The 25,205-nt window shown below is 67.5% G+C and carries 22 protein-coding genes; 11 read left to right on the forward strand and 11 right to left on the reverse strand.

Annotated elements, in window-relative coordinates; translation table 11 throughout:
* The first annotated feature begins 32 nt into the window (after window positions 1-32).
* From addB to trxA, 3 genes are read left to right on the forward strand one after another with little or no spacing between them, the layout of a single operon-like run.
* The gene (gene addB / locus AC6UUM_RS04720; protein WP_500804184.1) at window positions 33-3,053 is read left to right on the forward strand and encodes a double-strand break repair protein AddB; all 3,021 of its coding nucleotides are present in this window, start codon (window positions 33-35) and stop codon (window positions 3,051-3,053) included.
* Window positions 3,011-6,532: a double-strand break repair helicase AddA gene (gene addA / locus AC6UUM_RS04725; RefSeq protein WP_500804185.1), complete on the forward strand. Its 3,522-nt coding sequence runs from the start codon at window positions 3,011-3,013 to the stop codon at window positions 6,530-6,532. The genes addB and addA overlap by 43 nt, the downstream gene beginning before the upstream one ends.
* 49 nt (window positions 6,533-6,581) lie before the next feature.
* Complete coding sequence (gene trxA / locus AC6UUM_RS04730; RefSeq protein ID WP_500804186.1) at window positions 6,582-6,899, forward strand: thioredoxin; 318 nt, start codon at window positions 6,582-6,584, stop codon at window positions 6,897-6,899.
* 144 nt (window positions 6,900-7,043) lie between these two features.
* Here the strand turns inward: trxA and AC6UUM_RS04735 are convergent, their stop codons facing one another.
* A complete protein-coding gene (locus tag AC6UUM_RS04735) occupies window positions 7,044-7,958 on the reverse strand; it encodes a glutathione S-transferase N-terminal domain-containing protein (protein WP_500804187.1) in 915 nt (304 codons plus the stop codon).
* Window positions 7,959-8,005: 47 nt separating this feature from the next.
* Window positions 8,006-9,229, reverse strand: coding sequence for a bifunctional glutamate N-acetyltransferase/amino-acid acetyltransferase ArgJ (gene argJ / locus AC6UUM_RS04740; RefSeq protein WP_500804188.1), 1,224 nt, complete (start codon window positions 9,227-9,229; stop codon window positions 8,006-8,008).
* A 140-nt stretch (window positions 9,230-9,369) separates the two neighbouring features.
* Between argJ and rpmH the strand changes: the two genes are divergently transcribed.
* From rpmH to AC6UUM_RS04775, 7 genes are read left to right on the forward strand one after another with little or no spacing between them, the layout of a single operon-like run.
* Window positions 9,370-9,504, forward strand: coding sequence for a 50S ribosomal protein L34 (gene rpmH, locus AC6UUM_RS04745; protein WP_310475467.1), 135 nt, complete (start codon window positions 9,370-9,372; stop codon window positions 9,502-9,504).
* 5 nt (window positions 9,505-9,509) lie between these two features.
* Entirely contained in the window at window positions 9,510-9,914 is a 405-nt protein-coding gene (gene rnpA / locus AC6UUM_RS04750; protein ID WP_500804190.1) for a ribonuclease P protein component, read from the forward strand.
* Window positions 9,911-10,120 carry a membrane protein insertion efficiency factor YidD gene (yidD, locus tag AC6UUM_RS04755; RefSeq protein WP_353200261.1) on the forward strand — a complete coding sequence of 70 codons (210 nt, stop codon included), beginning with the start codon at window positions 9,911-9,913 and terminating at the stop codon, window positions 10,118-10,120. Before rnpA ends, yidD begins: the two co-directional genes overlap by 4 nt.
* 50 nt (window positions 10,121-10,170) lie before the next feature.
* Window positions 10,171-11,973 (forward strand): membrane protein insertase YidC, encoded by a 1,803-nt coding sequence (gene yidC, locus AC6UUM_RS04760; protein WP_500804191.1) that lies wholly within the window; start codon window positions 10,171-10,173, stop codon window positions 11,971-11,973.
* Between the two features lie 2 nt (window positions 11,974-11,975).
* The gene (gene yihA, locus AC6UUM_RS04765; protein WP_500804192.1) at window positions 11,976-12,623 is read left to right on the forward strand and encodes a ribosome biogenesis GTP-binding protein YihA/YsxC; all 648 of its coding nucleotides are present in this window, start codon (window positions 11,976-11,978) and stop codon (window positions 12,621-12,623) included.
* Window positions 12,623-13,606: a sulfur carrier protein ThiS gene (gene thiS, locus AC6UUM_RS04770; RefSeq protein ID WP_500804911.1), complete on the forward strand. Its 984-nt coding sequence runs from the start codon at window positions 12,623-12,625 to the stop codon at window positions 13,604-13,606. The genes yihA and thiS overlap by 1 nt, the downstream gene beginning before the upstream one ends.
* A gap of 57 nt (window positions 13,607-13,663) precedes the next feature.
* Window positions 13,664-14,920: an MFS transporter gene (locus AC6UUM_RS04775; protein ID WP_500804193.1), complete on the forward strand. Its 1,257-nt coding sequence runs from the start codon at window positions 13,664-13,666 to the stop codon at window positions 14,918-14,920.
* On the opposite strand, the gene AC6UUM_RS04780 is transcribed toward AC6UUM_RS04775, so the two are convergent.
* The 7 genes from AC6UUM_RS04780 to AC6UUM_RS04810 all read right to left on the reverse strand — a co-directional run bounded on the left by AC6UUM_RS04780 (window position 14,917) and on the right by AC6UUM_RS04810 (window position 21,403).
* Window positions 14,917-16,374 (reverse strand): CehA/McbA family metallohydrolase, encoded by a 1,458-nt coding sequence (locus AC6UUM_RS04780; RefSeq protein WP_500804194.1) that lies wholly within the window; start codon window positions 16,372-16,374, stop codon window positions 14,917-14,919. The genes AC6UUM_RS04775 and AC6UUM_RS04780 overlap by 4 nt on opposite strands.
* Window positions 16,371-16,868, reverse strand: a complete 498-nt coding sequence (locus tag AC6UUM_RS04785) for an RNA pyrophosphohydrolase (RefSeq protein WP_500804195.1) — start codon at window positions 16,866-16,868, stop codon at window positions 16,371-16,373. Before AC6UUM_RS04785 ends, AC6UUM_RS04780 begins: the two co-directional genes overlap by 4 nt.
* Window positions 16,865-17,800 carry an alpha/beta hydrolase gene (locus tag AC6UUM_RS04790; RefSeq protein WP_500804196.1) on the reverse strand — a complete coding sequence of 312 codons (936 nt, stop codon included), beginning with the start codon at window positions 17,798-17,800 and terminating at the stop codon, window positions 16,865-16,867. Before AC6UUM_RS04790 ends, AC6UUM_RS04785 begins: the two co-directional genes overlap by 4 nt.
* A 78-nt stretch (window positions 17,801-17,878) precedes the next feature.
* Window positions 17,879-18,490 (reverse strand): ABC-type transport auxiliary lipoprotein family protein, encoded by a 612-nt coding sequence (locus tag AC6UUM_RS04795; RefSeq protein WP_500804197.1) that lies wholly within the window; start codon window positions 18,488-18,490, stop codon window positions 17,879-17,881.
* Entirely contained in the window at window positions 18,487-19,446 is a 960-nt protein-coding gene (locus tag AC6UUM_RS04800) for an MlaD family protein (RefSeq protein ID WP_500804198.1), read from the reverse strand. The genes AC6UUM_RS04795 and AC6UUM_RS04800 overlap by 4 nt, the downstream gene beginning before the upstream one ends.
* The gene (locus AC6UUM_RS04805) at window positions 19,446-20,273 is read right to left on the reverse strand and encodes an ABC transporter ATP-binding protein (protein ID WP_500804199.1); all 828 of its coding nucleotides are present in this window, start codon (window positions 20,271-20,273) and stop codon (window positions 19,446-19,448) included. The genes AC6UUM_RS04800 and AC6UUM_RS04805 overlap by 1 nt, the downstream gene beginning before the upstream one ends.
* Complete coding sequence (locus AC6UUM_RS04810) at window positions 20,273-21,403, reverse strand: ABC transporter permease (protein WP_500804200.1); 1,131 nt, start codon at window positions 21,401-21,403, stop codon at window positions 20,273-20,275. The genes AC6UUM_RS04805 and AC6UUM_RS04810 overlap by 1 nt, the downstream gene beginning before the upstream one ends.
* Window positions 21,404-21,453: 50 nt before the next feature.
* On the opposite strand from AC6UUM_RS04810, the gene AC6UUM_RS04815 reads away from it, so the two are divergent.
* Window positions 21,454-22,170: an HAD family hydrolase gene (locus AC6UUM_RS04815; protein WP_500804201.1), complete on the forward strand. Its 717-nt coding sequence runs from the start codon at window positions 21,454-21,456 to the stop codon at window positions 22,168-22,170.
* A 3-nt stretch (window positions 22,171-22,173) separates the two neighbouring features.
* On the opposite strand, the gene AC6UUM_RS04820 is transcribed toward AC6UUM_RS04815, so the two are convergent.
* Window positions 22,174-22,422 (reverse strand): CBU_0592 family membrane protein, encoded by a 249-nt coding sequence (locus AC6UUM_RS04820; RefSeq protein WP_500804202.1) that lies wholly within the window; start codon window positions 22,420-22,422, stop codon window positions 22,174-22,176.
* Window positions 22,422-25,103 (reverse strand): aconitate hydratase AcnA, encoded by a 2,682-nt coding sequence (acnA, locus tag AC6UUM_RS04825; protein WP_500804203.1) that lies wholly within the window; start codon window positions 25,101-25,103, stop codon window positions 22,422-22,424. The genes AC6UUM_RS04820 and acnA overlap by 1 nt, the downstream gene beginning before the upstream one ends.
* Between the last annotated feature and the right edge of the window lie 102 nt (window positions 25,104-25,205).

The following is a 25,205-nucleotide window of genomic DNA, read 5'->3' on the forward strand; positions in this document are numbered from 1 at the left end:
TTTCCCGCATAATTCACGGCCCACTATATGGCATGGGGGCTGGTGCAGCGCCGCCTCCCGGCTATGCTGCCAGTGTGACTGATCTGCCGTCCCGTCTGCTGCCGTTGTTCAACATCCCGCTGCATGTCGCCTTTGCCGATGCGCTGGCGGCGGGGCTGTTGGCGCGCACGGCGGCTGATCCGTTGCTGCTGGCCAGGTCGCTGGTGCTGCTGCCCAACCGGCGCGCGGTGACGGCGGTGACCGAGGCCTTCGTGCGGCAACTGGGGCCAGGTGGGCTGTTGTTGCCGCGGCTGGTGCCGGTGGGCGATCTGGATGATGTCGGCTTTGATCGGCTGGCGGCCGGGGACGCGCCGATCCAGCCGGCGGTGCCGCCCTTGCTGCGCCGTTTCGAACTGGCGCGGCTGGCGGCCAGGCTGCCCGGTGACCGGGCGGCGGTGGAACGGCTGCGGCTGGGCGATGCATTGGGCGAGGTGCTCGATGCGCTGCTCGCCGAGGAGATTGATCCCGAAGCGCTGCGCGATGCCGCCGACGGCCAGGATCTTGCCGATCATTGGCAGAAGACGCTGGCGTTTCTGGAACTGGTGATTGCGGTGTGGCCACAGGCGCGCGCCGGCCATGGCGGCATCGAAGGCGCCACACGGCTGAGCCAGTTGATCGATGCGCTGATCGCGCGCTGGAGCATGACTGCGCCTTCGGGGCTGGTCGTGGCCGCCGGCATTGCCAACCCGACTCCGGCGATCCTGCGCCTGCTCGGCGCGGTGCTGCGCCTGCCGCAGGGACTGGTGGTGCTGCCCGGCCTGGATGATGATGCCGGCGCGGCCGGGCAGGCGCGTTGGGATGGCATCCGCATGGCCGATGCGGAAACGGGCCAGCGCGGCGATCCCGGCCACCCGCAATGGGCCTTGAAGGCGCTGCTAACCGGGCTGGGGCTGACGCGGGCCGATGTGCAAAGCTGGGCGCACAGCGGCGGTGCGCTGGATGGCCCACCGGACCGCGCTTCGGCGCTGGTGGCGGCGCTGGCGCCGGCTGTGGCCGCCCATGCGCAGCCGGTGCCGGACGCCCATGTGTTTGATCATGTGGCGCTCGCCGAGTGCGCGACCGCCGCCGAGGAAGCACAAGTGGTGGCGCTGGCGCTGCGCGAAGCGGTGGAACAGCCGGGCATGCGCGCTGCGCTGATCACCCCCGATCCCGATCTGGCCCGGCGCGTTGCCGCCCACTGCCAGCGCTGGGGCATCGCCATCGACAGTTCCGCCGGCACACCGATCGGCCTGATGCCGCCCGGCGCGCTGGCGCAGGATCTGGTCGCGGCGATGGCCGAGGCCTTCGCGCCCACCCGGCTGCTCGCCGTGCTGAAACACAGCCTGATCCGGCGCGGGGATCGCGGCTTTGCCGCGGCGGTGCTGATCGCCGATCTCGCGTTGCGCGGTGTGCGGCCGCCGCCGGGGCTGGAAGCGGCCGGCGAAGCGATCCTCAACGCCGTGGACGAAACCCGCGGCGATGCGGCGGCGATGGCGGCTTGGTGGGATGATGTGGCGGCGGCCCTCGCGCCGCTGGAGGCGCTTCGGGAGGCGGGAACGGCCGATCTCGCCGGCCTGATGGCGGCGCTGCGCCAGGCCATCACCGCGCTGGCTGGCGATGATGGCTGGTCCGGCCCCGATGGCCGGCAACTGGCCACGCTGGTGGCGGCGGTGGAAGCGCATGGCGCGCTGTTCGGCGCGTTCACGCCCGATGAAGCCCCGGCGCTGCTCGGCGCGCTGATGCTGGGCAGCAATGTGCGCGTGCCCGGCCAGGGCCATCCGCGCCTCAGCATATTGGGCCCGGTGGAGGCGCAGCTGACCCGCACCGACGTGGTGATCCTGGCCGGCCTGAACGAAGGCAGCTGGCCCGGCCAGCCGGCGCCCGATCCCTGGCTGGCGCCGGTGATCCGCGCCCGGCTTGGCCTGCCCGGTACGGCACGGGCGCAGGGCCTGGCGGCGCAGGATTTCCTGCGCGCGGCCGCCGCGCCGCGCGTGCTGATCACCCGTGCCCGCCGCGATGCCGGGGGGCCGCGCCTGCCATCGCGGCTGTGGCTGCGGCTGCTGGCGCACGGGTCGCGGGACGGGCAGCGCCTGCACCGCCGCAATGATCTGGTGGCGCTGGCCCGCGCGCTCGATGGCGCCGCCGCGCCGCGCCCGCAGCCACCGCCCCGGCCGAACCCGCCGCTCTGGCTGCGGCCGCGCAAGCTGTCGATCACCGAGATCGACACGCTGATCGCCGATCCCTTCGCCTTTCACGCCAAGCATATATTGAAGCTGCGCGCCCTTGATCCGCTGGATCAGGATCCGACGGCGGCGATGCGCGGCACGCTGGTGCATACCGTGCTCGAACGCTGGATCGATGCCGGCCACGGCACGCTCGATCAGCTCGACCGGATCATCGCTGCCGAACTGGAACGCGAGGCGGCGCATTTCCCGCTGCTGGCCGCAGCCTGGGTGCCACGCATGCGCGTGGCCCTGCACTGGGCGGGGGTGGAGATTCTCAAGCGCGAACAATTGGGCACAAGCTTTGTGGCCGAAGCCAAGGGCCGTCTGGAACTGCCCGGCGGCATCGAGCTGACCGGCAAGATCGACCGGGTCGATCGCAGCGAAGCCGGCGAGATCATGGTGATTGATTACAAGACCGGCCCGCCCCCCACCAAGGCGCGGGTGCGGGCGCTGGATGCCAATCAACTGGCGCTGGGGCTGGCGATGGCCGTGGCCGGCGTGCTGATCAAGGATGGACAGGCGCTGCCCGGCGGCGTGCCCGCGACCATCGAATATTGGCAGCTGCAAGGCGCGCGCAAGGCCGCCGGCACCATTCACGCGCCACTGGAAGGCCGCGAGCCGATTGATGCGACCGAGCATGTGGACGCCGCCGTGGCCCGCGCCGGGGCGCTTGCCGCGCACTATCTGCTGAACGAGAACCCGTTCGAGCCCAAGTTGCGCCCCGAATGGGCGTGGGGCGATTATGATCATCTGGCGCGGGTGCCGGAATGGATCAGCCGGCCCCGAAACAACCCGGTCGTGACGGCATGAGCGCCGCCGTCAAACCGCTCGCCGCGCTGCTGCCCGAACAGGCGCAGGCCGCCAATCCGGATGTGCACGCCTGGGTGGCGGCATCGGCCGGCACCGGCAAGACGCAGGTGCTCACCGCGCGCGTGCTGCGCCTGTTGCTGGCGGGGTCGCGGCCCGAAGCGATCTTGTGCCTGACCTTCACCAAGCTGGCGGCGGCGGAAATGCAGAACCGCGTGATGGCGCGGCTGGCGTATTGGGCCGGGTGCAGCGATGCGGCGCTGGCCAGCGATGTTTTGGCGATCGGGGGCACGCCCGATACCGATACACTGGGGCTGGCGCGCACGCTGTTTGCCGCCGTTCTGGAAACGCCGGCGGGGCTGGCCATCCAGACCATCCACAGCTTTGCGCAAGGCCTGATCGCGGCCTTTCCGGTGGAGGCCGAGATCAGCCCCGGGTTCCAGACGCTGGACGATCGCGCCGGCATCCTGCTGCGCACCCGCGTACTGAACGAAGCGCTGATCGGCGCAATGACGCGCCATCCGCAGCTGCGCGCCGATCTGGAAGACGTGGCGCTGGATGGCGGCGAGGGCCGATTGCACGAGCTGATGGCAGCGGCCGCTGCGCACGAGGAAGCGCTGGTGCCGCTGCGCATTGAAGGCGTCGATCCGCTGCTGCGGCGGTTCCTGGGCCTGCCGGCCGATGGCGGCAGCGCCGAAGACGCGCTGGCCGCCGCGCTGGCGACGTTGCCGCTCGCCCGCCTGCGGTCGCTCGGCATGGCGCTCGGCCAGCAGAGCGGCGTCAACGCCCTCAAGCTCGCCGACAAATTGGCGGCTGCGCTGGGCATGGCCAATCCGCAGAAATGCTGGCCGGCGCTGTGGGACTGTTTCTTCACCCAGGCCGGCACGCCGCGCGCGCTCAGCATGATTCCCAAGGCGCTCGACACCGCCAATCCCGACTGGAAGCCATTCTGCGCCGCTGTGCAGGATCAATTGTTGACCATCCGCGCCGATCAGGAGCGTTGGCAGATCCTGGCGGTCGCCGGCCGGCACCTGCGCCTCGCCATCACGCTGGCGCAGGATTGGCGCAGCGCCAAGGCGCGCGCCGGGGTGATCGACTATGCCGACATGATCGCCGCGGCCGTGCGCCTGCTGGCGGCGCCGGGGGCGGCGCAATGGGTGCGCTTCAAGCTCGACAGCCGCATCGATCATGTGCTGGTCGATGAAGCACAGGACACCAATCTGGCGCAGTGGGAGGTGATCGCTGCGCTGGTGGAGGAGTTTTTCGCCGGGCGCGGCCAGCGCGAGCAGTTCCGCAGCCTGTTTGTGGTTGGTGATTTCAAGCAATCGATCTTCAGCTTCCAGGGTGCCGATCCTTTGGTCTATGCCGACCGTCGCGAGACGTTCTTCCAATTGTGCGAGGCGGAGCCGGAGCGCTGGATGGAAGTGCCGCTGTCGCGCAATTTCCGCTCTGCCGATGTGATCCTGGATGTGGTGGACCGGGTGATTGCCGATATCGGCGCGGAGCCGTTCGGTGGCCAAGCTGTGCCGGCCCACACCGCGTTCCAGGCCAAGGCTGGTGTGGTGAGCTTGTGGCCGCCCCTGCTGCCCGCGTTGCTGCCCGATGTGGCCGAGGATGATGAGGAGGGCGAACCGGGCACGGCGGGGCTCGCCAGCGAGATCGATCTGGCGCGGCGCATTGCGGCGACCATCGCCGATTGGCTGACCGGGCCGAAGCCGCTGGTGCTGCCCGGCAGCGGGCGGCGCGCGGCACCGCAGGATGTGATGATATTGGTGCGGCGGCGCGGGCGGTTGATGAGCGCGCTGGTCGGTGCGCTGCATGAACACGGCGTGGCGGTGGCCGGAGTCGATCGGCTCAATCTGTCGGAGCCGCTGGCCGTCGCCGATCTGGTGGCGCTGGTGCAGTTCGTCTGCCAACCCGGCGATGATCTGACGCTGGCGGCGCTGCTGGTGTCACCGCTGGTCGGGCTGAGCCACGCGCAGCTCACCGATCTGGCGGCGGGGCGCACCGGCAGCCTGTGGGCGGCGGTGCAGGCCAGCGAGGCGCCGGATGTGATGGCGGCGCGCGACTGGCTGGGCCGGGTGCTGCGGCTGGGCGCGAACGTGTCCCCCTATCAGTTCCTGGAAAGCCTGCTCTCTGGCCCCTTGCAGGGCCGGGCGCGGCTGCTGGCCCGGCTGGGGGAGGAGGCGCGCGACGCCATCGATACGGTGCTCGATCAGGCGCTGGCCTGCGAAGCCGCCGGCGCGGCCAGTTGCCAAGCGTTTCTGGCCTGGATGGCCGCCGAGGATCTGGAAGTGAAACGCGACCCCGAAGCCGCGCTGGATGCGGTGCGGCTGATGACCGTGCACGGTGCCAAGGGCTTGCAGGCGCCGATCGTCATCCTCGCCGATGCCTGCGCGCCGCCACAGACGAGGAGCGGCGTGGTGACGCTGCCGCTGGACGGCGATGGCGCCAATCTGCCGCTCTGGCTGCCGCCCGGCCTGGTGGTGCCGCCGGAACGGATTGCGCAAGCGCAGGCGCGGCGCAAGCAGGATGGCGACGCCGAGGATCGCCGGCTGCTCTATGTCGCGCTGACCCGCGCCGAGGAGATATTGTGCATCGGCGGCGCGACCAAGCCGACCAAGGACTGGGAGGTGCATCCCGATAGTTGGTATGCGGCGGTGGAAGGCGCGTTGGCGGATGCCGGGCTGGTGGCCGAAGATCATGCCGCTTGGCCGCAGCCGGTGCGCCATTTGCGCGGTGGCACGCCGGCTACGTTGGCGACTCCTGCGATCACCCCGGCGGCCGGCGTGTTGCCGTTGGGCAATTGGTGGCGCGAGCCCGCACCGCCGGAGGCGCGGCCGCCGCGGCCGCTCAGCCCCTCCGCGCTTGGCCCGGATCCGGTCGCCGATCCGCCGCCCTCCCCCGATCGGCGCGCGGCGGCGCGGCGCGGCACGGCGCTGCACAAATTGTTCGAGCTAATGCCCGATCTGCCGGCAGGGCGGCGGGCCGATGTGGCGCGGCAATGGTGCGCGTTGAATGTGCCTGATCTGGATGCCGATGATCTGGTCGGCACCGTGCTGCGCGTGCTGGATGATCCGGGTTTTGCCGCGGTGTTTGCAGCCAGAGAAGCGGGTGGGGGCGCGTTGACGGAGGCGCCAGTGGCGGCGGTGATCGGCGGGCAGGTGATCGCCGGCAGCATCGATCGGCTGCTGGTGAGCGAAACCCAGGTGCTGGCGGTGGAGTACAAGACCGGCAGCCGCGTGCCGGCCAATGCCGGTGCCGTGCCGCCGGCGCATGCCGCGCAGCTGGGTGCCTATGCGGCGGCGTTGCGGACGGTGTTTCCCGGCCATGACGTGCGCGCCGCGCTGCTCTATACCGCCGGGCCGCGCCTGATCGAACTGCCCGGCGATGTGCTGGCGACATGGCAGGCCACGGTGAGCGCCGCCCAGTCGAACACCGCATTGAATGGTGACGCGGCAGCGCCTATCTTGGCGGGCTGAGTAGTTTCCCGCGAGGGCGCGTTTCTCGCCGGGATCAAGGAGCAAGACGATGACCAAAGCCGTGACCGATGCCGATTTCAACGCCCAGGTGCTGGAGGCCGGCAAGCCGGTGCTGGTGGATTTCTGGGCCGAATGGTGCGGCCCCTGCCGCATGATCGCCCCGGCGCTGGAAGAACTGGATGCCGAACTGGACGGTGTGGATATCGTCAAGATCAACATCGACGACAATCCCGACGCGCCGGGCCGCTATGGCGTGATGTCGATCCCCACCATGATCCTGTTCAAGGACGGCAAGCCGGTGGCGACAACGGTGGGCGCCAAGCCGAAGAGCGATCTGAAGGCGTGGCTGGTCGGGCAGTTGGGCTGAGACTTCCCTCTCCCCTTGCGGGAGAGGGCCAGAGACGCGCTAAGCGCGGCCGGGGGTGAGGGGTGTTCCCGTTTTGGCACGCTGGGCACCCCCTCACCCCGCTCGGCTGCGCCGAGTCGCCCTCTCCCGCAAGGGGAGAGGGTTTCAGGCCGGCACCACCACCTGCCCCAGCCTTGGAAAATGCACGTGCACAGTGCCGGCGCCGTCCACGTCGCGCGCGATGACAATGCCGCCGGCATCGCAGCGCAGCAGGCGGCCCACGGACGGCGCATCGCGAGTGCCCTCTTGACTCACGCCCACCAGCATCCCGGCGGCGAATGGCGCATCCACCCCGCCTGACACCGGCAGCGGTGCGGCAGCAGCGTGCGCCAACGCGGCGTCGGCGGTCAATTCCTGCCGTTCGCCATGGCCGAAGCCGGCCAGTCGCGCATACCAGTCGGCAACATGCGGCCCGGCCAGCATCGCTGCCGCGGTATCGGCGGCAAACGGCACCGCCTTGACGAACCACAGATTGCTGTAGAGCGCCAGATCACCCGCGCCCGCTGCATTGCCGCCGATGAACGCCCGGCCATCGCTGAGCGTGTCGGACAGCCACGCGCTGGCCACCATCGCCTGGCCGGTGAGGTGTGGGGCCGATTTGCCGAGCGCGCCCAGATCCATGCCGAAGCGCGCCTGGCGATCCTTGATGAAGCCGTCCCCCATCGCATCGGCCGGCATCGCGCCCATGGCCGCGCCGACATGCGCGAAAAACTGCGAGCCATTGGCCCAGCTGGCGATCATGCAATGCAGCGGGCCGAGCGGCGCGGGATAGAGCGAGCGCCCACCCAGCGCTTCGAGCGCCGGCAGGATCGCGCCGGTATCGCAGTAAATGTCGGCCCCGATCTGCACCATCGGCGTGCGCGCATAGCTGCCTGTCAGCCGCGTCTGGTCGGGCTTGGGCAGGATATTGGGCACCTTCACGCTGCCCCAGGCAAGGCCCTTCACCCCGAAGGCGGCGCGCACCAGTTCGGCAAAGGGGGAAGCATCATAATGATAAAGGATCGGGATCATGGCAGCCATGATGCGCGCCAAGGCCACCTGCCCCCAGTGCCATTATGGAGAGGGGATCAGCTGCGATAATCAGCGTTGATGCTGATGTAGCCGTGGGTGAGGTCGCAGGTCCACACAAGCGCACGGCCCGTGCCCAGGCCCAGATCGGCGGTGATGCGGATGTCGCTGCCAGCCAGATGCGCGGCAACCGGCGCCTCGTCATAGCCTGGCACCACCGCGCCGCGATCGGCCACCAGCGTGTCGCCGAAGCGGATGCTCAGCAGGTCGCGTTCGGCGGGCTCGCCGGCCTTGCCGACCGCCATCACCACCCGGCCCCAATTGGCATCGCCGCCGGCGATTGCGGTTTTCACCAGCGGCGAATTGGCGATGCTCATCGCCACGCGCTTGGCCGACTCATCATCGACGGCACCGGTCACGTTCACTTCGATCAACTTGCTCGCGCCTTCGCCGTCGCGCACCACCAATATAGCCAGCTGCCGGCAGACATCCGCCAGCGCCGCGGCGAGCGCATCGGCGCCAGTGTCATCCATCGTCGCCAGTTCGGCATTGCCGGCCGCGCCGGTGGCAAAGGCCAGCACGGTGTCGGACGTCGAGGTGTCGCTGTCCACGGTGATGGCGTTGAACGTGTCGGCCACCGCCGCGCTCAGCATCGCCTGCCACAGCGGCGGCGCGATGGCGGCATCGGTGAAGAGGAAGCCCAGCATCGTCGCCATGTCGGGCGCGATCATGCCGCTGCCCTTGACGATGCCGGTGATGGTCACCCGGGTGCTGCCCAGCATGGCGGCGGCGTTGGCGGCCTTGGGGAAGGTGTCGGTGGTGCCGATGGCATGGGTGGCGTCCAGAAAATCCGCCTGGCCAAGATTTTCATGGGCGCGGTCCACCCCGGCCAGCGCCAGATCGACCGGCAGCGGCACACCGATGACACCGGTGGAGGCGCTGAACACCTGATCGGCCGCGCAGCCCAGTCGTTCGGCCACCCGCGCTGCCTGCGCCGCCGCGGCCTGGCGGCCCGAAAGGCCGGTGAAGGCATTGCTGTTGCCGGCGTTGACGATCAGGCCGCGCGCCCGGCCGCCGAGCAGATTCGCGCGGCATAGTTCGACTTCGGGGGACGGGCATTTGCTGTTGGTGGTAACGCCCGCCACCGCAGTGCCGGGGGCGAGTTCCACCAGCGTCACGCAATCACGCGTCCATTGCTTGTATGGCACGGTGGCGGTACCGATGCGCACGCCGGCGATCGGCGCCAGATCGGGGAAGGGCAGGGCGAGCGGCGAGATGGTCATGGATTGTGCCTTTGCCACGCGCGCGCGCCGTGTCCAGAGGCTTCCACGGTTGACTCTGCGGCAGCCCCGCATTATCGGCATCGCTCTTTCCGGTGGCGGGCTTCCGTCACGGGTATGACCTTATTTTCAGGACTGCTCCGATGAAGCGCACCTATCAACCGTCCAAGCTCGTTCGCGCCCGCCGCCACGGCTTTCGCGCGCGCATGGCCACTGTTGGTGGCCGCAAGGTGATTCACGCCCGCCGCGCGCGTGGCCGCAAGAAGCTTTCGGCCTGATCCCAATGAAAGCGCCGGAGCGTGTCCGGCTGCCGGACACAATCCGGCTGCGGCGGGATTTCCTGGCCGCGAATCAGGGCCGGCGGGTGCCAACCGCCGGCTTTGTGCTGCTGGTGCGGCAGCGGGATGATGGCGATGCGCTGATGCGCGCCGGATTCACGGTCACCAAGAAAGTCGGCAACAGCGTGGTGCGCAACCGCCTGAAACGCCGCCTGCGCGAGATTGTCCGGCTGGTGCTGCCGGCCCATGGCCATGCCGGCGCCGATCATGTGCTGATCGGCCGCGACACCGGCCTGACGCGGGATTTCGCCGTGTTGCAGGCCGATCTCGCCAAGGCGCTGGGCAAGGCCCATCTGCCGCCACCAGCCGCCCGGCCCCGCCAGGACGAAAAACGCGACAAGCGCCCGTGAAACGCCTGCTGATCTGGCCGATCCGCATCTGGCAGGCGACTTTTTCGGCCGTTATGCCGCCATCGTGCCGCTTCACCCCCAGTTGTTCGGCCTATGCCATCACCGCCATCGAACGCCATGGCCCCATCAAGGGCAGCGCGTTGGCCATCCGCCGCATCGGCCGCTGCCATCCATGGGGACCATCGGGCTATGACCCGGTGCCATGACCGGCTATAGGCAGCCCCAATCCCCGAATCTGCCAGCAAAGAGACAGGCCTTGGCCCAGGACAATCAATCGCCCGACACGAAGAACATCGTGCTGGCCGTACTGCTTTCATCGCTGGTGCTGATCGGCTGGACTTTTCTGGCCGATCGCTTCCTGCCACCCGATACGGTGCCAGCCCCGACCAGCGCGACTGCGCCGGCGGCACCGGCGGCCGCCCCGGCGGCGTCGGGCAGCGCCCCGGCGATTGCCGGCGCTGCCGCCGTTGTGCCGCGCGCTGCGGCGCTCGCGGCCGGCCCAAGGGTGCGCATTGTCACGCCGCGCCTCACCGGGTCGATCAACCTTACGGGTGCGCGCTTCGATGATCTGGTGCTGCCCAGCTATCGCGAGACGGTGGACGGCAATTCACCGCCGACCCGGCTGTTCTCGCCGGGTGGCACCGCCGACGCGCAGTTCGCGCAGTTCGGGTGGGTTGGCAGTGCCGCGCCGCCGGCCAGCGCGGTATGGACCGCCGATCGCGCCACGCTGACACCGGCCACGCCGGTCACGCTGAGCACCACGGTGCAGGGGTTGGTGTTCCGCCAGAAAATCAGCGTCGATCGCGATTACATGTTCACGGTTGAACAGAGCATCGACAATCCGACCGGCCAGTCGATCAGCCTGCAACCCTTCGGCCTGGTTTCGCGCCGCGGCGAAGCGAAAAAGGCCGAGACCAACATCCATGTCGGCCCGGTCGCCGTGCTGGATGGCACGTTGAAAGACACGGATATCGAATTTGATGATCTGAAGGACAATGGCCCGCAGCGCATCCCGTCCACCGGCGGCTGGCTGGGCCTCACCGAGAAATATTGGCTGGCCGCCAGTGTGCCGGATCAGAAGGCGCGCATTACCGCCACCTTCCAATATGCGGGCGGGCAGTATCAGACCGATTGGCTGGCCGGCGCGATCAATGTGCCGGCCGGTGGCCGCATCACCAGCACGGCCAAGCTGTTTGCCGGCGCCAAGGAGGTCGATCTGCTCGATCGCTACACCGAATCCGGCATCCCGCGCCTCGACAAGGCGGTGAGCTGGGGCTGGTTCGAAGTGATCGCCAAGCCGATTTTCTACCTGCTCGATTGGCTGTTCAAGTTCACTGGCAACTTCGGTGTGGCGATCATCGGCCTGACGTTGATCGTGCGCGCCGCCATGTTCCCGATTGCCAACAAGCAATATGAATCCATGGCCAAGATGCGGCTGGTCGGCCCGAAAATGAAGGCCCTCCAGGAGAAGTACAAGGACGACAAGCTGAAGCTTCAGCAGGAGATGATGGCGATCTACAAGACGGAAAAGGTCAATCCGCTCGCCGGGTGCCTGCCGATCCTGTTGCAGATCCCGATCTTCTACGCGCTGTATAAAACGCTGCTCGTTTCCATCGAAATGCGTCACCAGCCGTTCGTGCTGTGGCTGCACGATCTGTCGGCGCCTGATCCGTTGACGCCGCTCAACCTGTTCGGCCTGATCGCCTGGCAGCCGCCGGCGATGATCGCCTTGGGCGTGCTGCCGATCCTGCTCGGCGTCACCATGTATGTGCAGCAGAAATTGAGCCCCGCCACCATGGACCCGGTGCAGCAGCAGGTTTTTGCGCTGATGCCGTGGCTGTTCATGTTCTTCATGGCGCCGTTCGCCGCCGGCCTGCAGCTGTATTGGACGATCAACAACCTGGTTTCGATCGCCCAGCAGCTTTACATGAACCGCAAATATCCCACCCCGGCGACGCCGCCGGGCCAGATGGTGGTGGATGCCAAGCCGGTCGCGGCCAAGCCGGGCCCCAATCCGCCACCGCCGCGGTCGCCTGCCGGTGGGCGCCGCCGGAAGTGAGCGTGGACGAACAAGCCGAACAGGATGAGCTGATCGAACTGGCGCGCCGGCGCTTTGCCGGGCCAGTCAATTTCCTGCTGTCCGCGCCGGAACTGCAATTCCTGCCTGCGCCGGATGTGCCGGAGATCGCCTTTGCCGGCCGCTCGAACGTGGGCAAATCCTCGCTGCTGAATGCCATAACCGGGCGGCATGGCCTGGCGCGCACCTCGGTGACACCGGGGCGCACGCAGGAATTGAACATCTTCGAAGTGGGCGAGCCTGTGCAGTTCCGGCTGGTGGACATGCCGGGCTATGGCTTTGCCGAAGCGCCCAAGGATGTGGTGCGGCAATGGAAACATCTGGTGTTCGATTATCTGCGCGGCCGCGTCGTGCTGCGCAGGGTGCTGGTGCTGATCGACAGCCGCCACGGCATCAAGCCGGTGGACCGCGAGATCATGAGCCTGCTCGACAAGGCGGCGATGAGCTTCCTGGTGGTGTTGACCAAGGCCGACAAGATCAAGCCGAGCGCGCTGGCGGCGCTGACCGAGGCAACGCTGAACGCCAGCCGCATCCATCCTGCCGCCTATCCGCAAGTGTTTGCCACCTCGGCCGAAAAGGGCCTGGGCATCCCGGAACTGCGCGCGGCAATTTTGGCGGCGGCGACGATATGATGACGATCATCCTGAACGGCGATCCGCGCCGGGTTGCGGACGGATGCAGCGTGGCGGACCTGCTGCACGAGCTTGATCTGCCGGCCGAGAAGGTGGCAGTGGAGCGCAATCTGAGCATCGTGCCGCGATCCTCGTTCGCCGATGTGGCGCTGGCCGAGGGTGATGCGCTGGAAATCGTGCATTTCGTCGGTGGTGGCCAAAGTGACTCCGCTGATGACGATGGCTGGGAGGTCGCCGGCCGCCGCTTCACATCACGCCTGATCGTCGGCACCGGCAAGTACAAGGATTATGCCCAGAATGCCGCCGCGGTGGAGGCTTCGGGCGCGGAGATCGTCACGGTCGCGGTGCGGCGGGTGAATGTCACCGATCGCAATGCGCCGATGCTCACCGATTTCATCGATCCCAAGCGCTTCACCTATCTGCCCAACACCGCCGGCTGCTTCACCGCCGACGATGCCATCCGCACATTGCGCCTGGCGCGCGAGGCGGGGGGGTGGAATCTGGTGAAACTCGAAGTGCTCGGCGAAGCCCGCACCCTCTATCCCGACATGGCCGAAACGCTGCGCGCCACCGATATATTGGTGAAGGATGGCTTCGAGGTGATGGTCTATTGCGCCGATGATCCCATCGCCGCCAAGAAACTGGAAGAATTGGGCGCCGCCGCGATCATGCCGCTGGGCAGCCTGATCGGTTCCGGTCTGGGCATCCAGAACCCGGTGACCCTGCGCCTGATCGTCGAGAACGCCAAGGTGCCGGTGCTGATCGATGCTGGGGTGGGCACGGCATCGGACGCTGCCGTGGCCATGGAACTGGGCTGCGCCGGCGTGCTGATGAACACGGCGATTGCCGAAGCCAAGGACCCGATCCTGATGGCGCGCGCGATGAAACAAGCGGTGGAAGCCGGCCGGCTGGCCTATCGCGCCGGGCGTATGGGCAAGCGGCGCTATGCCGATCCGTCGAGCCCGTTGGCGGGGTTGATCTGACCGTCGCTTGACTCGATCCATGGCCACCCCCAGGCTCTGTCATCGGGGGTTCGGGACATGGCGGCAGCGAACACGCGGGCGGTAACCGCACTGGTCTGGCTGATCGGCCTGGCGGTGTTCATCAACTATGTCGATCGCGGCACGCTGGGCATTGCCGCGCCGCGGCTGAAGGCCGATCTGGCGCTGACCGCCACCCAATATGGCCTCGCAGCGTCCGCCTTCTTCTGGGTTTATGCCCCTGGCCAATTGGTGGCGGGCTGGCTGGTCGGGCGCAGCCATGCCGGCTGGCTGCTGGCGGCGGGGCTCGGCCTGTGGGGGCTGGCGACGGCCTTGACCGGGTTGGCCAATGGCCTGCTGGCGCTGGTGCTGCTGCGCCTGTTGCTGGCGGTGGGGGAGGCCGTCACCTTTCCGGCCTTGTTCAAGCTGATTGTCGATCATGTCGATGCCGCCCGGCAGGGGGAGGCCAATGCGGCGCTGTCGATCGGCCTGGCGCTGGGTCCGGCCTTTGGCACACTGGCCGGCGGGCTGCTGCTGGCGGCGCTGGATTGGCGCTGGCTGTTTGCCATCGTGGGCGTTGCCTCGCTGCTGTGGCTGGTGCCGTGGATTGTTACAATCCGTCGCTTGCCGCCGCCGATCGTCCATGGCGCGGCTGGCGGCAGCGGCCCGACTTACCTGCAGATTCTGGTGACCCGCGCGGCCCTGTCACTGTCGCTGGCGCAGGTGTGCTGGGGCTTCGGCCTGTATTTCCTCGTCACCTGGCTGCCGCTGTGGCTGGTGGACGTGCGCCATTACAGCCTGGCCGACATGGCGTGGATCGGCGCGCTGGCCTTTGCCGCGCAGGCGGTGGCAGCGCTGATCGGCGGCAAGGTGAATGATCGCCTGTTGCAGCGCGGCCTGGCTCCGGGGCCGGTGCGCCGGATCGGTGCCATGCTCGGCACGGTGCTGACCGCAGCAGGCCTGGCCGGCATTCCGCTGTCAGACACGCAGTTCAGTCTTGTCGCGGCGCTGCTGCTGGCCGGGTTCGGGATCGGCATCATGCATGTCTGCGTCAACATGATGGCGCAGATGTTTGCCGGGCCCAGCGCCGTGGGCAAATGGACCGGCATCCAAAACGGCTTTGGCAACATCGCCGGCATCGTCAACCCGTTGATCACTGGGGCCATCATCGATGCGACCGGCAGCTACAATGCCGCCTTTGCGCTGGCGGCCGGGATGCCGTTGATCGCCTTGTTCAGTCTGGCCGTGCTGGTGCCGCGGGCGGAGCCGATCGACTGGCCGCAGCGACAGCGCGGCAGCACGCATGGTGCGCTCTAACGCGCCGCCACATGCACCGCATTGCCGACCAGCACCAGCCGGCCCGCCGCATCGCGCACGTCAGCGCGGAGCCAGCCGGGGCGGGTGGTGGGGGCATCCATGGCCAGGAGGGTGTCCGGCCCGCTGACGGTGCGCGGTGGCTGGGGCGTGCCGTTGACAATCAGCGTAACGGTGCAATTGGTGCAGCTTGTGAGGGCGATTTCGACCGGCAGCACCCCGCCGGTCGGCAGGTGGGCTGTGCCGCCCATGGGGATTTTGCCGGCGGGCGTGATCACGAACAGGTCGAGCGTCCGCCCCGCAGCGGCGTCAACGTCCACAAACACGCGGCCGCTGCGCAGGCCGGCCAAGATGGCTTGGGTGGAAAGCGCGTCGGCCCAGACGGCGGTGACGATGCGGCCGATGGCGCGGGCGTCGGGCGCGGCGAGCGTCGGATCGTGATTGTCGCTGCCGGCGATCGGCGCCAGGTGGTGGCCGGCGTTGAGCAGCAATTCCCAGAACTTGATGCCAGACAATGGCGTATCGAGCCGGCCACCGGTGATGGCCATGGCGCCGCCGTTGGCGATCTCGATGGCGGTGATGCCGCGCCAATCGGTGTTGGCCAGCGTCCAGCCGCAGCCCATGCAGGCTGCGCCCGACGGCAGCGCCGGGTGATTGACCGAGAAGACCCCGCCCAGCTTGGCCATCGCGCGGCCCCAGGCGGCGCCATCGGGGAATTGCGGCGTGCCGATGCGGAATTCGGCCGGCGCGGTGAAGCCCAGCACATTGGCGTGGCCCTGGAACGTCGTCACCTCCTGGCCGGGGATCAGCAGCAATTTCGAAAACGCCGGTTGCAGGCCCGCCAGTTCGGACAGGTGCGAGACCGTGTTGTGATCGGTGACGCTGAGGAAATCGAGGCCGGCGCGGGCGGCGGCTTCGACGCTGCGATAGACGGGGCAGGGCACGCGCACGCCGGCATCATTGGCACACACGCCATCGCTGTGGCCGCTGTGGGCATGCAGATCACCGCGATACCAGCCGGGGCCGCTGCGCAGCGGGGCAGCGGCGGGTGCGAAGCGGATTTCGGCGCGCCAGTCGGTGCGGCTGCCCGGCTTGGCGTTGGGGACCCCCATCAACAGGGTGAAGCGGCGCCCCTCAACCGGGCCGGCGAGATAGGATGGCGTCGCGACCGTGTCCCCTACCACGAATTGCGCCTTGTTGCCGCCGCTCCAGCCGCGAAAACGCCCGCGTTCGAACAGGCCGAGGTCGATCACCGTGCCGCCGCTGCGATCATAGGCGAAATCGACGCTGAACGCGGTGACTCCGGCCGGCACCGCAAAGGGTGCGGCGATGAAATGCTGATGATCGGCGCCGGTGATGGTGCCGCCCAGCCGCAGGTCGGGCTCGGCAGCGCTGGCCGGCTGTATCAAGCCCAGCAGCAGGGCGAAAAGCGCGCGCAGACCCGCGCGCCGGTTCACAGGTGGGGCCGCAACACGCCGATCACGTCGGCATAAAGCGCGCGCTTGAACGGCGCCGCCATCTCGACCAGCGAGTCGAGCGGGCTCCAGCGCCACGAGCGGAATTCCGGGTGGGCGGTGGCGATGTTCACGTCTGCGTCCGTGCCCAGGAAGCGTAGCGCATACCATTTCTGGCGCTGGCCGGCGAACTTGCCCTTCCAGATCTTGCCGATCAGTTCGTCGGGCAGATCATAATAATGCCAGTCCGGCGTTTCGCCGAGCAGCTGCGTCAGCGCCGGATCGACGCCGGTTTCCTCCCACAATTCGCGCAGCGCCGTGTCATACGGGTCTTCGTCGGGATCGATGCCGCCTTGCGGCATCTGCCAGGCCTCGACCATCTGATCGAGGCGCTGGCCGGTGAAGACCAGGCCTTCGGCGTTGACCAGCATCACCCCCACACAGGGCCGATAGGGCAGGCCGGAGGGATGTTCGCGTGGGGCAGCAGAGGGGGTCATGCGCGGCCCAAAAGCAGCTTCAGATCGGCGATGCAACCGAGCAGATCATCATGCGCACTCGGGATGCCCTGCCGCATGGTGAAGCAGCCGTGGATCTGGCCGGCGGCCTCGCGGTAGCTGACGCGCACGCCATGTTCGATCAGGCGGGCGGCATAGGCGCGGCCCTGATCACGCAACGGATCGAGGCCGCAGGTGTTGATCAGGGTCGGCGGCCGGCCGGCCAGCGTTTCGGCAAACAGCGGGCTGGCGTGGGGCTCACGCAAACTGGCTTCGCTGCCGGCCATGTACAGGCCGATGAACCACGCCATCGCATCGGCGGTCAGCACATAGCCATCGGCGAATTCGGCCATCGAACCCGCCGTCGCGGTCATGTCGGTCACCGGATAAATCAGCCATTGCGCCAGGATCGGCACGGGCAATTGCCCATGCAGCGCGTTGGTAACCGCGGCGGCCAGATTGCCGCCGGCACTGTCCCCGGCCGGAATCACGCCCGTAACGGCGCCGCCCAATTCGGCCGGCGACCCGGCGGCCCAGCGTGTGGCCGCCATGCAATCGTCGATGGCCGCCGGAAAGGCCGCTTCGGGTGCCATGCGATAATCCACCGAAACAACCCGCATCGCCAACAGCCGGGCGATGTCCGCGCACAGGGGATCATGGGTATCAAGATCGCCGATCACCCAGCCGCCGCCATGAAAATACACCAGCACTGGCCCAGCCGGGTCGGCGTCGGCCAGCGTGTAGAGCCGGGCCTTGATGTCGCCGGGGATGGTCAGATCAGTGGCTGCAATCTCGCCGCGCGGCCGTTCGAGCATCTGGGTCATGCCGCTCATCATCGCGCGGCCTTCTTGTGGGGACAGCGCGCTGAGCGGCGGGCCGGGCTGCGCGGCCATCATGCCAAGCAGGTTATGCACATCAGGACGGATGAACGGCATGGTGGTGGCTCCCCTGGTTTTGCCCTTTGTAGGCGGGCGGTGGCGATGGGCAACCGGTGAATTTGGGTGGGGCTGTTCCTACAACTTCACCCACGCCGCCACGTCCGCCGCCAGCCGGTTGCTTGCCCGCGACAGCGCCGCGGCCACCGCCGCCGGCTGCTGGCTGGGCGCCGGTTCTTCGGCGATGAAGCTTTTCAGCGCGACGGTCCCGGTGCCGCGCGGGCCGGCGAGTTGCGCGTCATATCGCACGCGCACCTTGGCGTCCCCACGCACATCCAGGCCGAATTCGCGCAGATGCCCGGTGAGCACGCGGGCCGCCGCGACATTGCCGCCGCGCGAATCGAGCACGGGGATGCCGGCCGCCGCCAGCCGATCGCCGAGCAGGCGCTGAAACTGCCGGTTGGGCTGTTCGGACCAGCTGGCGCCGGCCAGATATTGCACGCTGGCGCCATCCAGCTGCACCGGCAGGCGCAGCGTCTGCAATTCCGCCGGCACATCGGGGACGGCGATGGCGAGCGTGTCGGCCAGCGCCGTCGGGCCGGTCCAGGCCGGCGGCGGCGCGTCGCTGCGCAGCACCAGCAGGGCGGCCGGCGCCGGGGCATTGCCGCCGATCTGCACCAGCGGGCCGCAGGCGGCCAACGCCAGCGCCAGCGAAAACAGCAGCATCCGGGGCAGGAGGGCTCGGATCATTTTTGGTCCTCCTTTGGTGGCTGATATTCGGGCAAGGTGCGGCCACCGATCAGCGTGCCGGCCGGGTCTTCGTCCAGCTTGGCGGCAACCGCGCCCAGCCGGCTGCTGGTTTCGCGCAATTCGCGGATCAGCTGCGTGACTTCCGGCAGGGTCTGGTTCGACAGCATGTCTACCGCCGGCTGCGCATTGCCGGCAATGGCCTCCACCTTGGCCATGGTCGCCTGTGTGCTGGCGGCGGCGCGGCGCAGATCGGCGGCGAGCGGGCGGATATCGCTTTCCACCAGCGTCTGGCCCGATGCCGCCAGCGCGTCCACGCGTTGCAGCGCGGCGGTGGCAGCGGCCATGGTGCTACGGGCCTCGGTCAGCGCGGCGGCGAGGTCCGGCGCGCTTTTGGCCAGCGCCGCCGTGGTCACATCCAGGTTCTTCAGCATGCCGTTCAAGGCGCGCCGGTTTTCGTCGCGCAGCACATCATTCAGCCGATCGGTGAGTTTCGCGACATTGGCGACGATCTCCGGCGCGGTGTTGAGCAGTTCGCCCAGCCCGCCGGTGCGTGCCGGGATCACCGGCACGCCATAGCGGCCGGGTTCGGTGATCGGCTCTGCCCCCTGCATCACGCCGCGCAGCTGGATCTGCGACACGCCGGTGAAGCCGACGCCTTCCACAGCGGCGGTGGTGCCCTTCAGCACCGGCACATCCTCGTTCACCTGGATGCGCACCCGCACCAGTTGTGGCGATTCCAGCGGGATGCGGATTTCGGTGATCTTGCCCACCGGCACGCCGTTGAATGCCACCGGCGATCCTACTGCCAGGCCGTTCACCGATTGCTTGAAGAAAATGTCGAAATCCTGATGCTCGCCGCCGGAATAGCGCGACAGCCAGACGACCATCACGAAGATGCCGATCACCATGGCCAGCGCCACCGCGCCGACAAGGACGAAATTGCTGCGCTTTTCCATCAGGCTGCTTTCGTTGCGATCGGCGTGCCGCTGGCGGCGGCGCGGCCGCGGGCGCCGGCGAAATATTCCTGCACCCAGGGATGATCAAATTTGCGCAGCTGTTCGATGGTGCCGCACGCCAGCACGCGGCCCTCGCCCAGCACGGCCACCCGGTCGCAGATGGCGATCAGCGTATCGAGATCGTGGGTGATCAGGAACAGCGTCAGCCCCAGCGTTTCTTTCAGCACCTTGATCAGTTCATCGAAGCCGGCGGCTGAAATCGGATCCAGCCCGGCGGTGGGCTCATCAAGGAATAGCAACGGCGGATCGAGCGCCAGCGCGCGGGCCAGGCCGGCGCGCTTCTTCATGCCACCCGACAGTTCGGACGGGAACTTCGCGCCGGCATCGGCCGGCAGGCCGACCAGCCGCAACCGTGCTGCCGCCAGCCCGGCCAGCACCGCATCCGACAGCGTCAGATACTCACGCATCGGCACTTCGATGTTTTCCGCCACGGTCAGCCCGGAAAACAGCGCGCCTTCCTGAAACAGCACGCCCCATTGGCGGCGCAGCGCACGCTGCGCATCCGGGTCGGGATCGAGTGCATCCTGGCCGAAAATCGCGATGGTGCCGGCGCGCGGCGTTTGCAGACCGATGATGCTGCGCATCAGCACCGATTTGCCGCTGCCTGAACTGCCGACCAGGCCGAGAATCTCGCCCCTGGCCACATCGAGATCGAGGCCGTCGTGGATCAGCTTGTCGCCAAAGCCAGTCACCAACCCGCGCACGCGCACCGCGACATCGGCCGTGTCGGGCAGGGTTGGGGACAGGCTGGCGTTCTGGGCATCCATCAGTTGTAACCCAGAAAGCTGAAGAAAAACGCGAACAGCGCATCGAACACGATCACCACGAAGATCGATTCGACCACCGCCTGCGTGGTGCTGCTGCCGACCGATTCGGCATTGCCGGTGACGTTGAAGCCGTGGAAACAGCCCATCAGCGCGATGATGAACCCGAACACTGGCGCCTTGACCATGCCAATGACGAAATCCGACAGCGGAATCACCTCTTGCAATCGCAACAGATAAGCGCCGGGGGGCATGTCCAGTTCCCCCCACACAAACAGTCCGCCGGCGATCAGCGCGCAGACGCTGCCATAAAAGGCAAGGCCCAGCATCATCAGCGAAGCGGCGATCACCCGCGGGATCACCAGCACTTCGATGGGATCAAGGCCGATGGTGCGCAGCGCGTCGATTTCCTGATTCAGCTTCATCGATCCGATCTGCGCGGCAAACGCCGATCCCGATCGCCCCGCCACCATGATCGCCGTCAGCAGGATGCCCAGTTCGCGCGTTGTGGCCCGCCCGATCAGGTTGACCGTGAAGATATCGGCGCCGAACTGGCGCAGCTGCACCGCGCCCTGCTGCGCCACCACCAGCCCAACGAGGAACAGCAACAGGCCAACAATGCCGAGCGCACTCACGCCGACGGCTTCGGCCTGGTGGATCACGGCATGGCCGCGCAGCCGGCGCCGGCCGATCAGCGTCTGGCCCAGCACCACCAGCACCTCGCCGAGAAAGCCGACAAAGGATGCGACATTCTTCGTTTGCGCAGTGACAGCGCGGCCGATGCGTTCCAGCCGATCGATGAGGGGGTTGCCCCGCGCGCGGCGCACCACGCGCAGCGGCCGCACGATCAGCGCGCCAACCAAGCGCTCCACATCCGGCGCTGCGCCTTCCAGCCGGGCCGGCACACCGGCTTCATTCCAGCGCTGCACCAGGCCGTTGACCGCCCAGGCACCAGCGGTGTCGATGCCGGTCACGCCGTTCAGATCGATGGCCAGACCGCTGCCCGCGGGGCGACGATCGGTGAGCGCATCATCCAGCTCGGTAATCGAATCGAGCGTCAGCCGGCCAGACAGCACGACGCGCGCGTCTGCCTGTTCTGCCGGGGACCAATCGACGCCCCAAAGCTTATCCATAACCATCGAGCGCAAACTGGGCTATCGCATCGCAAATGCCAAGTGTCGCAATGCCCCCTCCCCGCATCGAAATTGCGGTTTATGATCTGGATCGGACATTGACCGATACCGGCAGCTGGGTGCCATTTCTGCGCTTCTGGATGCAACGCGTCGCGCCGTGGCGACTGTTGCTGTTGCCTTTGGTGCTATTGGGCGGGGCGGCACACGGCCTGGGGCTGATGTCACGCGGCGCCTTGAAGGCCTGGTCGCATCGCTGGCTGATCGGGGCCCGCGTGCCGGCGGCGCAACTGGCGGCGGTGGCCGCGGATTTTGCCGAAGCCTTCGTGGCAGCGCATGCGCTGGCGCCGGCGCGACTCGCCATCGCGGCCGATGCCCTGGCCGGACGGCGGGTGGTGATCGCCTCGGCCAGCCATGGCTATTATGTGCGGGCCATCGCGGAACGCATGGGCGTGGCGGATGTGATCGCCACCGAAGCGGTGCGGGTGGGCGATAATGTGCTGCCGGCGCTGGATGGCGAGAATAATTACGGCGCCGCCAAAGCGGCCGCGCTGGAAGCCTGGTTGGTGCGCGAGGGCCTCAGCGGCGCGATGGTGCATTTCACCAGCGACCATCACAGCGATCTGCCCTGTTTCGAACTGGCGCTGGCCAGCGGTGGCAGCGTGCTGTGCGCCAACCCGTCCAGCAAGCTGGTGGCGATTGCCGCGGCGCGGGGCTGGCCGATGGCGGTGTGGGGCCGGATTCAGGGCAGTCTGCTGGAACGGGCCTGAGGGCTACGCCCGCCGCAACCGCAGCAGCGCGAAGGCCGCAATCGCGCACCAGATGATGTTGAGCACGAACGACGGCACGGCGCCGTGCCAGCCGCTGTTCACCACAAAGCCGGCCGCGCCGAGCAAGTTCAGCCACTGGAACAACGCACCGCGCGGCTCGATGCGCCCGGCGCTGACCAGCGCAAAGCCGATCAGCACCAGCACCGCCCCCGTCCAGCCTGCGATCTCCACCGCCAACGGCAGATAATCCATCAGGCGGCGAGCTTCCTCAGCACATAGGGCAGGATGCCGCCGGCATAATAATATTCCAGCTCCTGCTCGGTATCGATGCGGCACAGCACCTGGAAATCACCGCTGCTGCCATCGGCGCGGGTGAAGCGCACGGTGAGCATCTGGCGCGGTTTCAGATCATCGAGGCCGGTCAGCTCGAAGGTCTCCGTGCCGGTCAGGCCAACCGTCTTGCGATCGGTGCCCGGCGCGAATTCCAGCGCCAACACGCCCATGCCGACCAGGTTGGAGCGGTGGATGCGCTCGAAGCTTTCGGCGATCACCGCGCGCACGCCCAACAGGGTGGTGCCCTTGGCCGCCCAATCGCGGCTGGAGCCGGTGCCATATTCCTTGCCGGCGATCACCACCAGCGGCGTGCCATCCGCCTTGTAGGCTTGTGCCGCATCATAGATATCGAGCTGCGCACCCGTCGGCACATGGCGCGTCACGCCGCCCTCCACGCCCGGCACCATTTCGTTGCGGATGCGGATATTGGCAAAGGTGCCGCGCATCATCACTTCATGGTTGCCGCGCCGTGCGCCGTATGAATTGAACTCGGCGGTCGAAACCTGGCGCTCGTTCAGATAACGGCCGGCGGGGCTCGCCTGCTTGATGCTGCCGGCCGGGCTGATGTGATCGGTGGTGATGCTGTCCCCGAACATCGCCAGCGCGCGCGCGCCGATGATGTCGGCCACCGGCGTCGGCGTCATGGTCATGCCGTCGAAATAGGGCGGGTTCTGCACATAGGTGGAGGCCGGGTTCCAGCGATAGGTGGCGCCGCCTTCGACTTGCACGGCCTGCCAGCGTTCATCGCCATCGAACACATTGGCATAGCGCGCGGCAAACATTTCCGGCGTCACATTGGCCATCACCATGCCGGCGACTTCGGCGTTGGTCGGCCAGATGTCCTTCAGATAGACCGGGCCATCGGTGCCCTGCCCGATCGGCTCCACGGTCAGATCCTTGCGCATGGTGCCAGCCAGCGCATAGGCGACGACCAGTGGTGGGCTGGCCAGATAATTGGCCTTCACATCCGGCGACACGCGGCCTTCGAAATTGCGATTGCCCGACAACACCGAGCAAGCGACGAGATCATTGCTGTTGATCGCGTCCGAAATCGGCTCCGGCAGCGGACCGGAATTGCCGATGCAGGTGGTGCAGCCATAGCCGACCAGGTTGAAGCCCAGCGCGTCCATGTCCGCCGACAGGCCGGACTTGTCGAAATAATCGGTGACGACCTTGGAACCCGGCGCGAAGCTGGTTTTCACCCATGGCTGGTTCTTCAGGCCGAGCGCGCGCGCCTTGCGCGCCACCAGGCCGGCAGCGACCAGCACGGCGGGGTTGGAGGTGTTGGTGCAACTGGTGATGGCGGCCAGCACGACATCGCCGTGGCCGATATCATAATTGGCGCCGGCCACCGGCACCCGCTGCGTCATCTGGTCGGCCTTGCCATAGCTGCCGGCGAGTTCGCGTTCATAGGCCGGCTTGGCATCGGACAGCAGGACCTTGTCCTGCGGGCGGCGCGGGCCGGCGAGGCTGGGCATCACGCTGCCCAGATCAAGCGCCAGCGTGTCGGTGAAGACGGGATCGGGCGTGTCGGCATCGCGCCACAGCCCCTGGGCGCGGGAATAGGCTTCGACCAGCGCGACATTTTCCGGCGTGCGGCCCGACAGCACGAGATAATCGATGGTCTTGGTATCGACCGGGAAGAAACCGCAGGTGGCGCCATATTCCGGCGCCATGTTGGCCAAAGTGGCGCGATCGGCGAGCGTCAGCGCATCGAGGCCGGGGCCATAATATTCGACAAAGCGCCCGACGACGCCCTTCTTGCGCAACATCTGCGTGGCGGTGAGCACCAGATCGGTGGCAGTGACGCCTTCGGCCAGATTGCCGGTCAGCTTGAAGCCGACGACTTCGGGGATCAGCATCGAAACCGGCTGGCCCAGCATCGCGGCCTCCGCCTCGATGCCGCCGACGCCCCAGCCGAGCACGCCGAGGCCGTTGATCATCGTGGTGTGGCTGTCCGTGCCCACCACCGTATCGGGATAGGCGACCATCGCGCCGGACGTGTCTTCGGATGACCACACCGTCTTGGCGAGATATTCGAGGTTCACCTGGTGGCAGATGCCGGTGCCCGGCGGCACCACGCGGAAATTCTTCAGCGCGCTGCTGCCCCAACGCAGGAATTCATAGCGTTCCAGATTGCGGGCATATTCCAGCGCCATATTGTCTTCAAAGGCTTGCGGATTGCCAAATTCATCGACCATCACGCTGTGATCGATGACGAGATCGACCGGCACCAGCGGATTGATCTTCACCGGATCGCCGCCCAGCTTGGTGATGGCATCGCGCATCGCCGCCAGATCGACGACGCAGGGCACGCCAGTGAAATCCTGCATCAGCACCCGAGCCGGGCGATAGTTGATCTCATGGTTCGACGTGCGCGGCCCCTGCCAATCGACAATCGCCTGCACATCGGCGACCTTCACCGTGCTGCCATCTTCAAAGCGCAGCAGATTTTCGAGCAGCACCTTCATCGAATAGGGCAGGCGCGACACGTCGCCCAACTGCGCGGCCGCGGCCTCCAGGCTGTAATAGGCATATCCTTGGCCAGCGACGTTCAGCGTGCGGCGGGTGTTGAGGCTGTCGTGCCCGATGGCGGTCATGGCGCTGTTTCCTGTGTGTGATTTTTGACAAGTTGTCGCACCGGTCTAGCCGAGATGCTGCACCGCGCAAAGCCTGAGACCGCAACATTCGTGTCAAAGCGC

It is taken from the genome of Sandarakinorhabdus sp., from assembly GCF_987265915.1.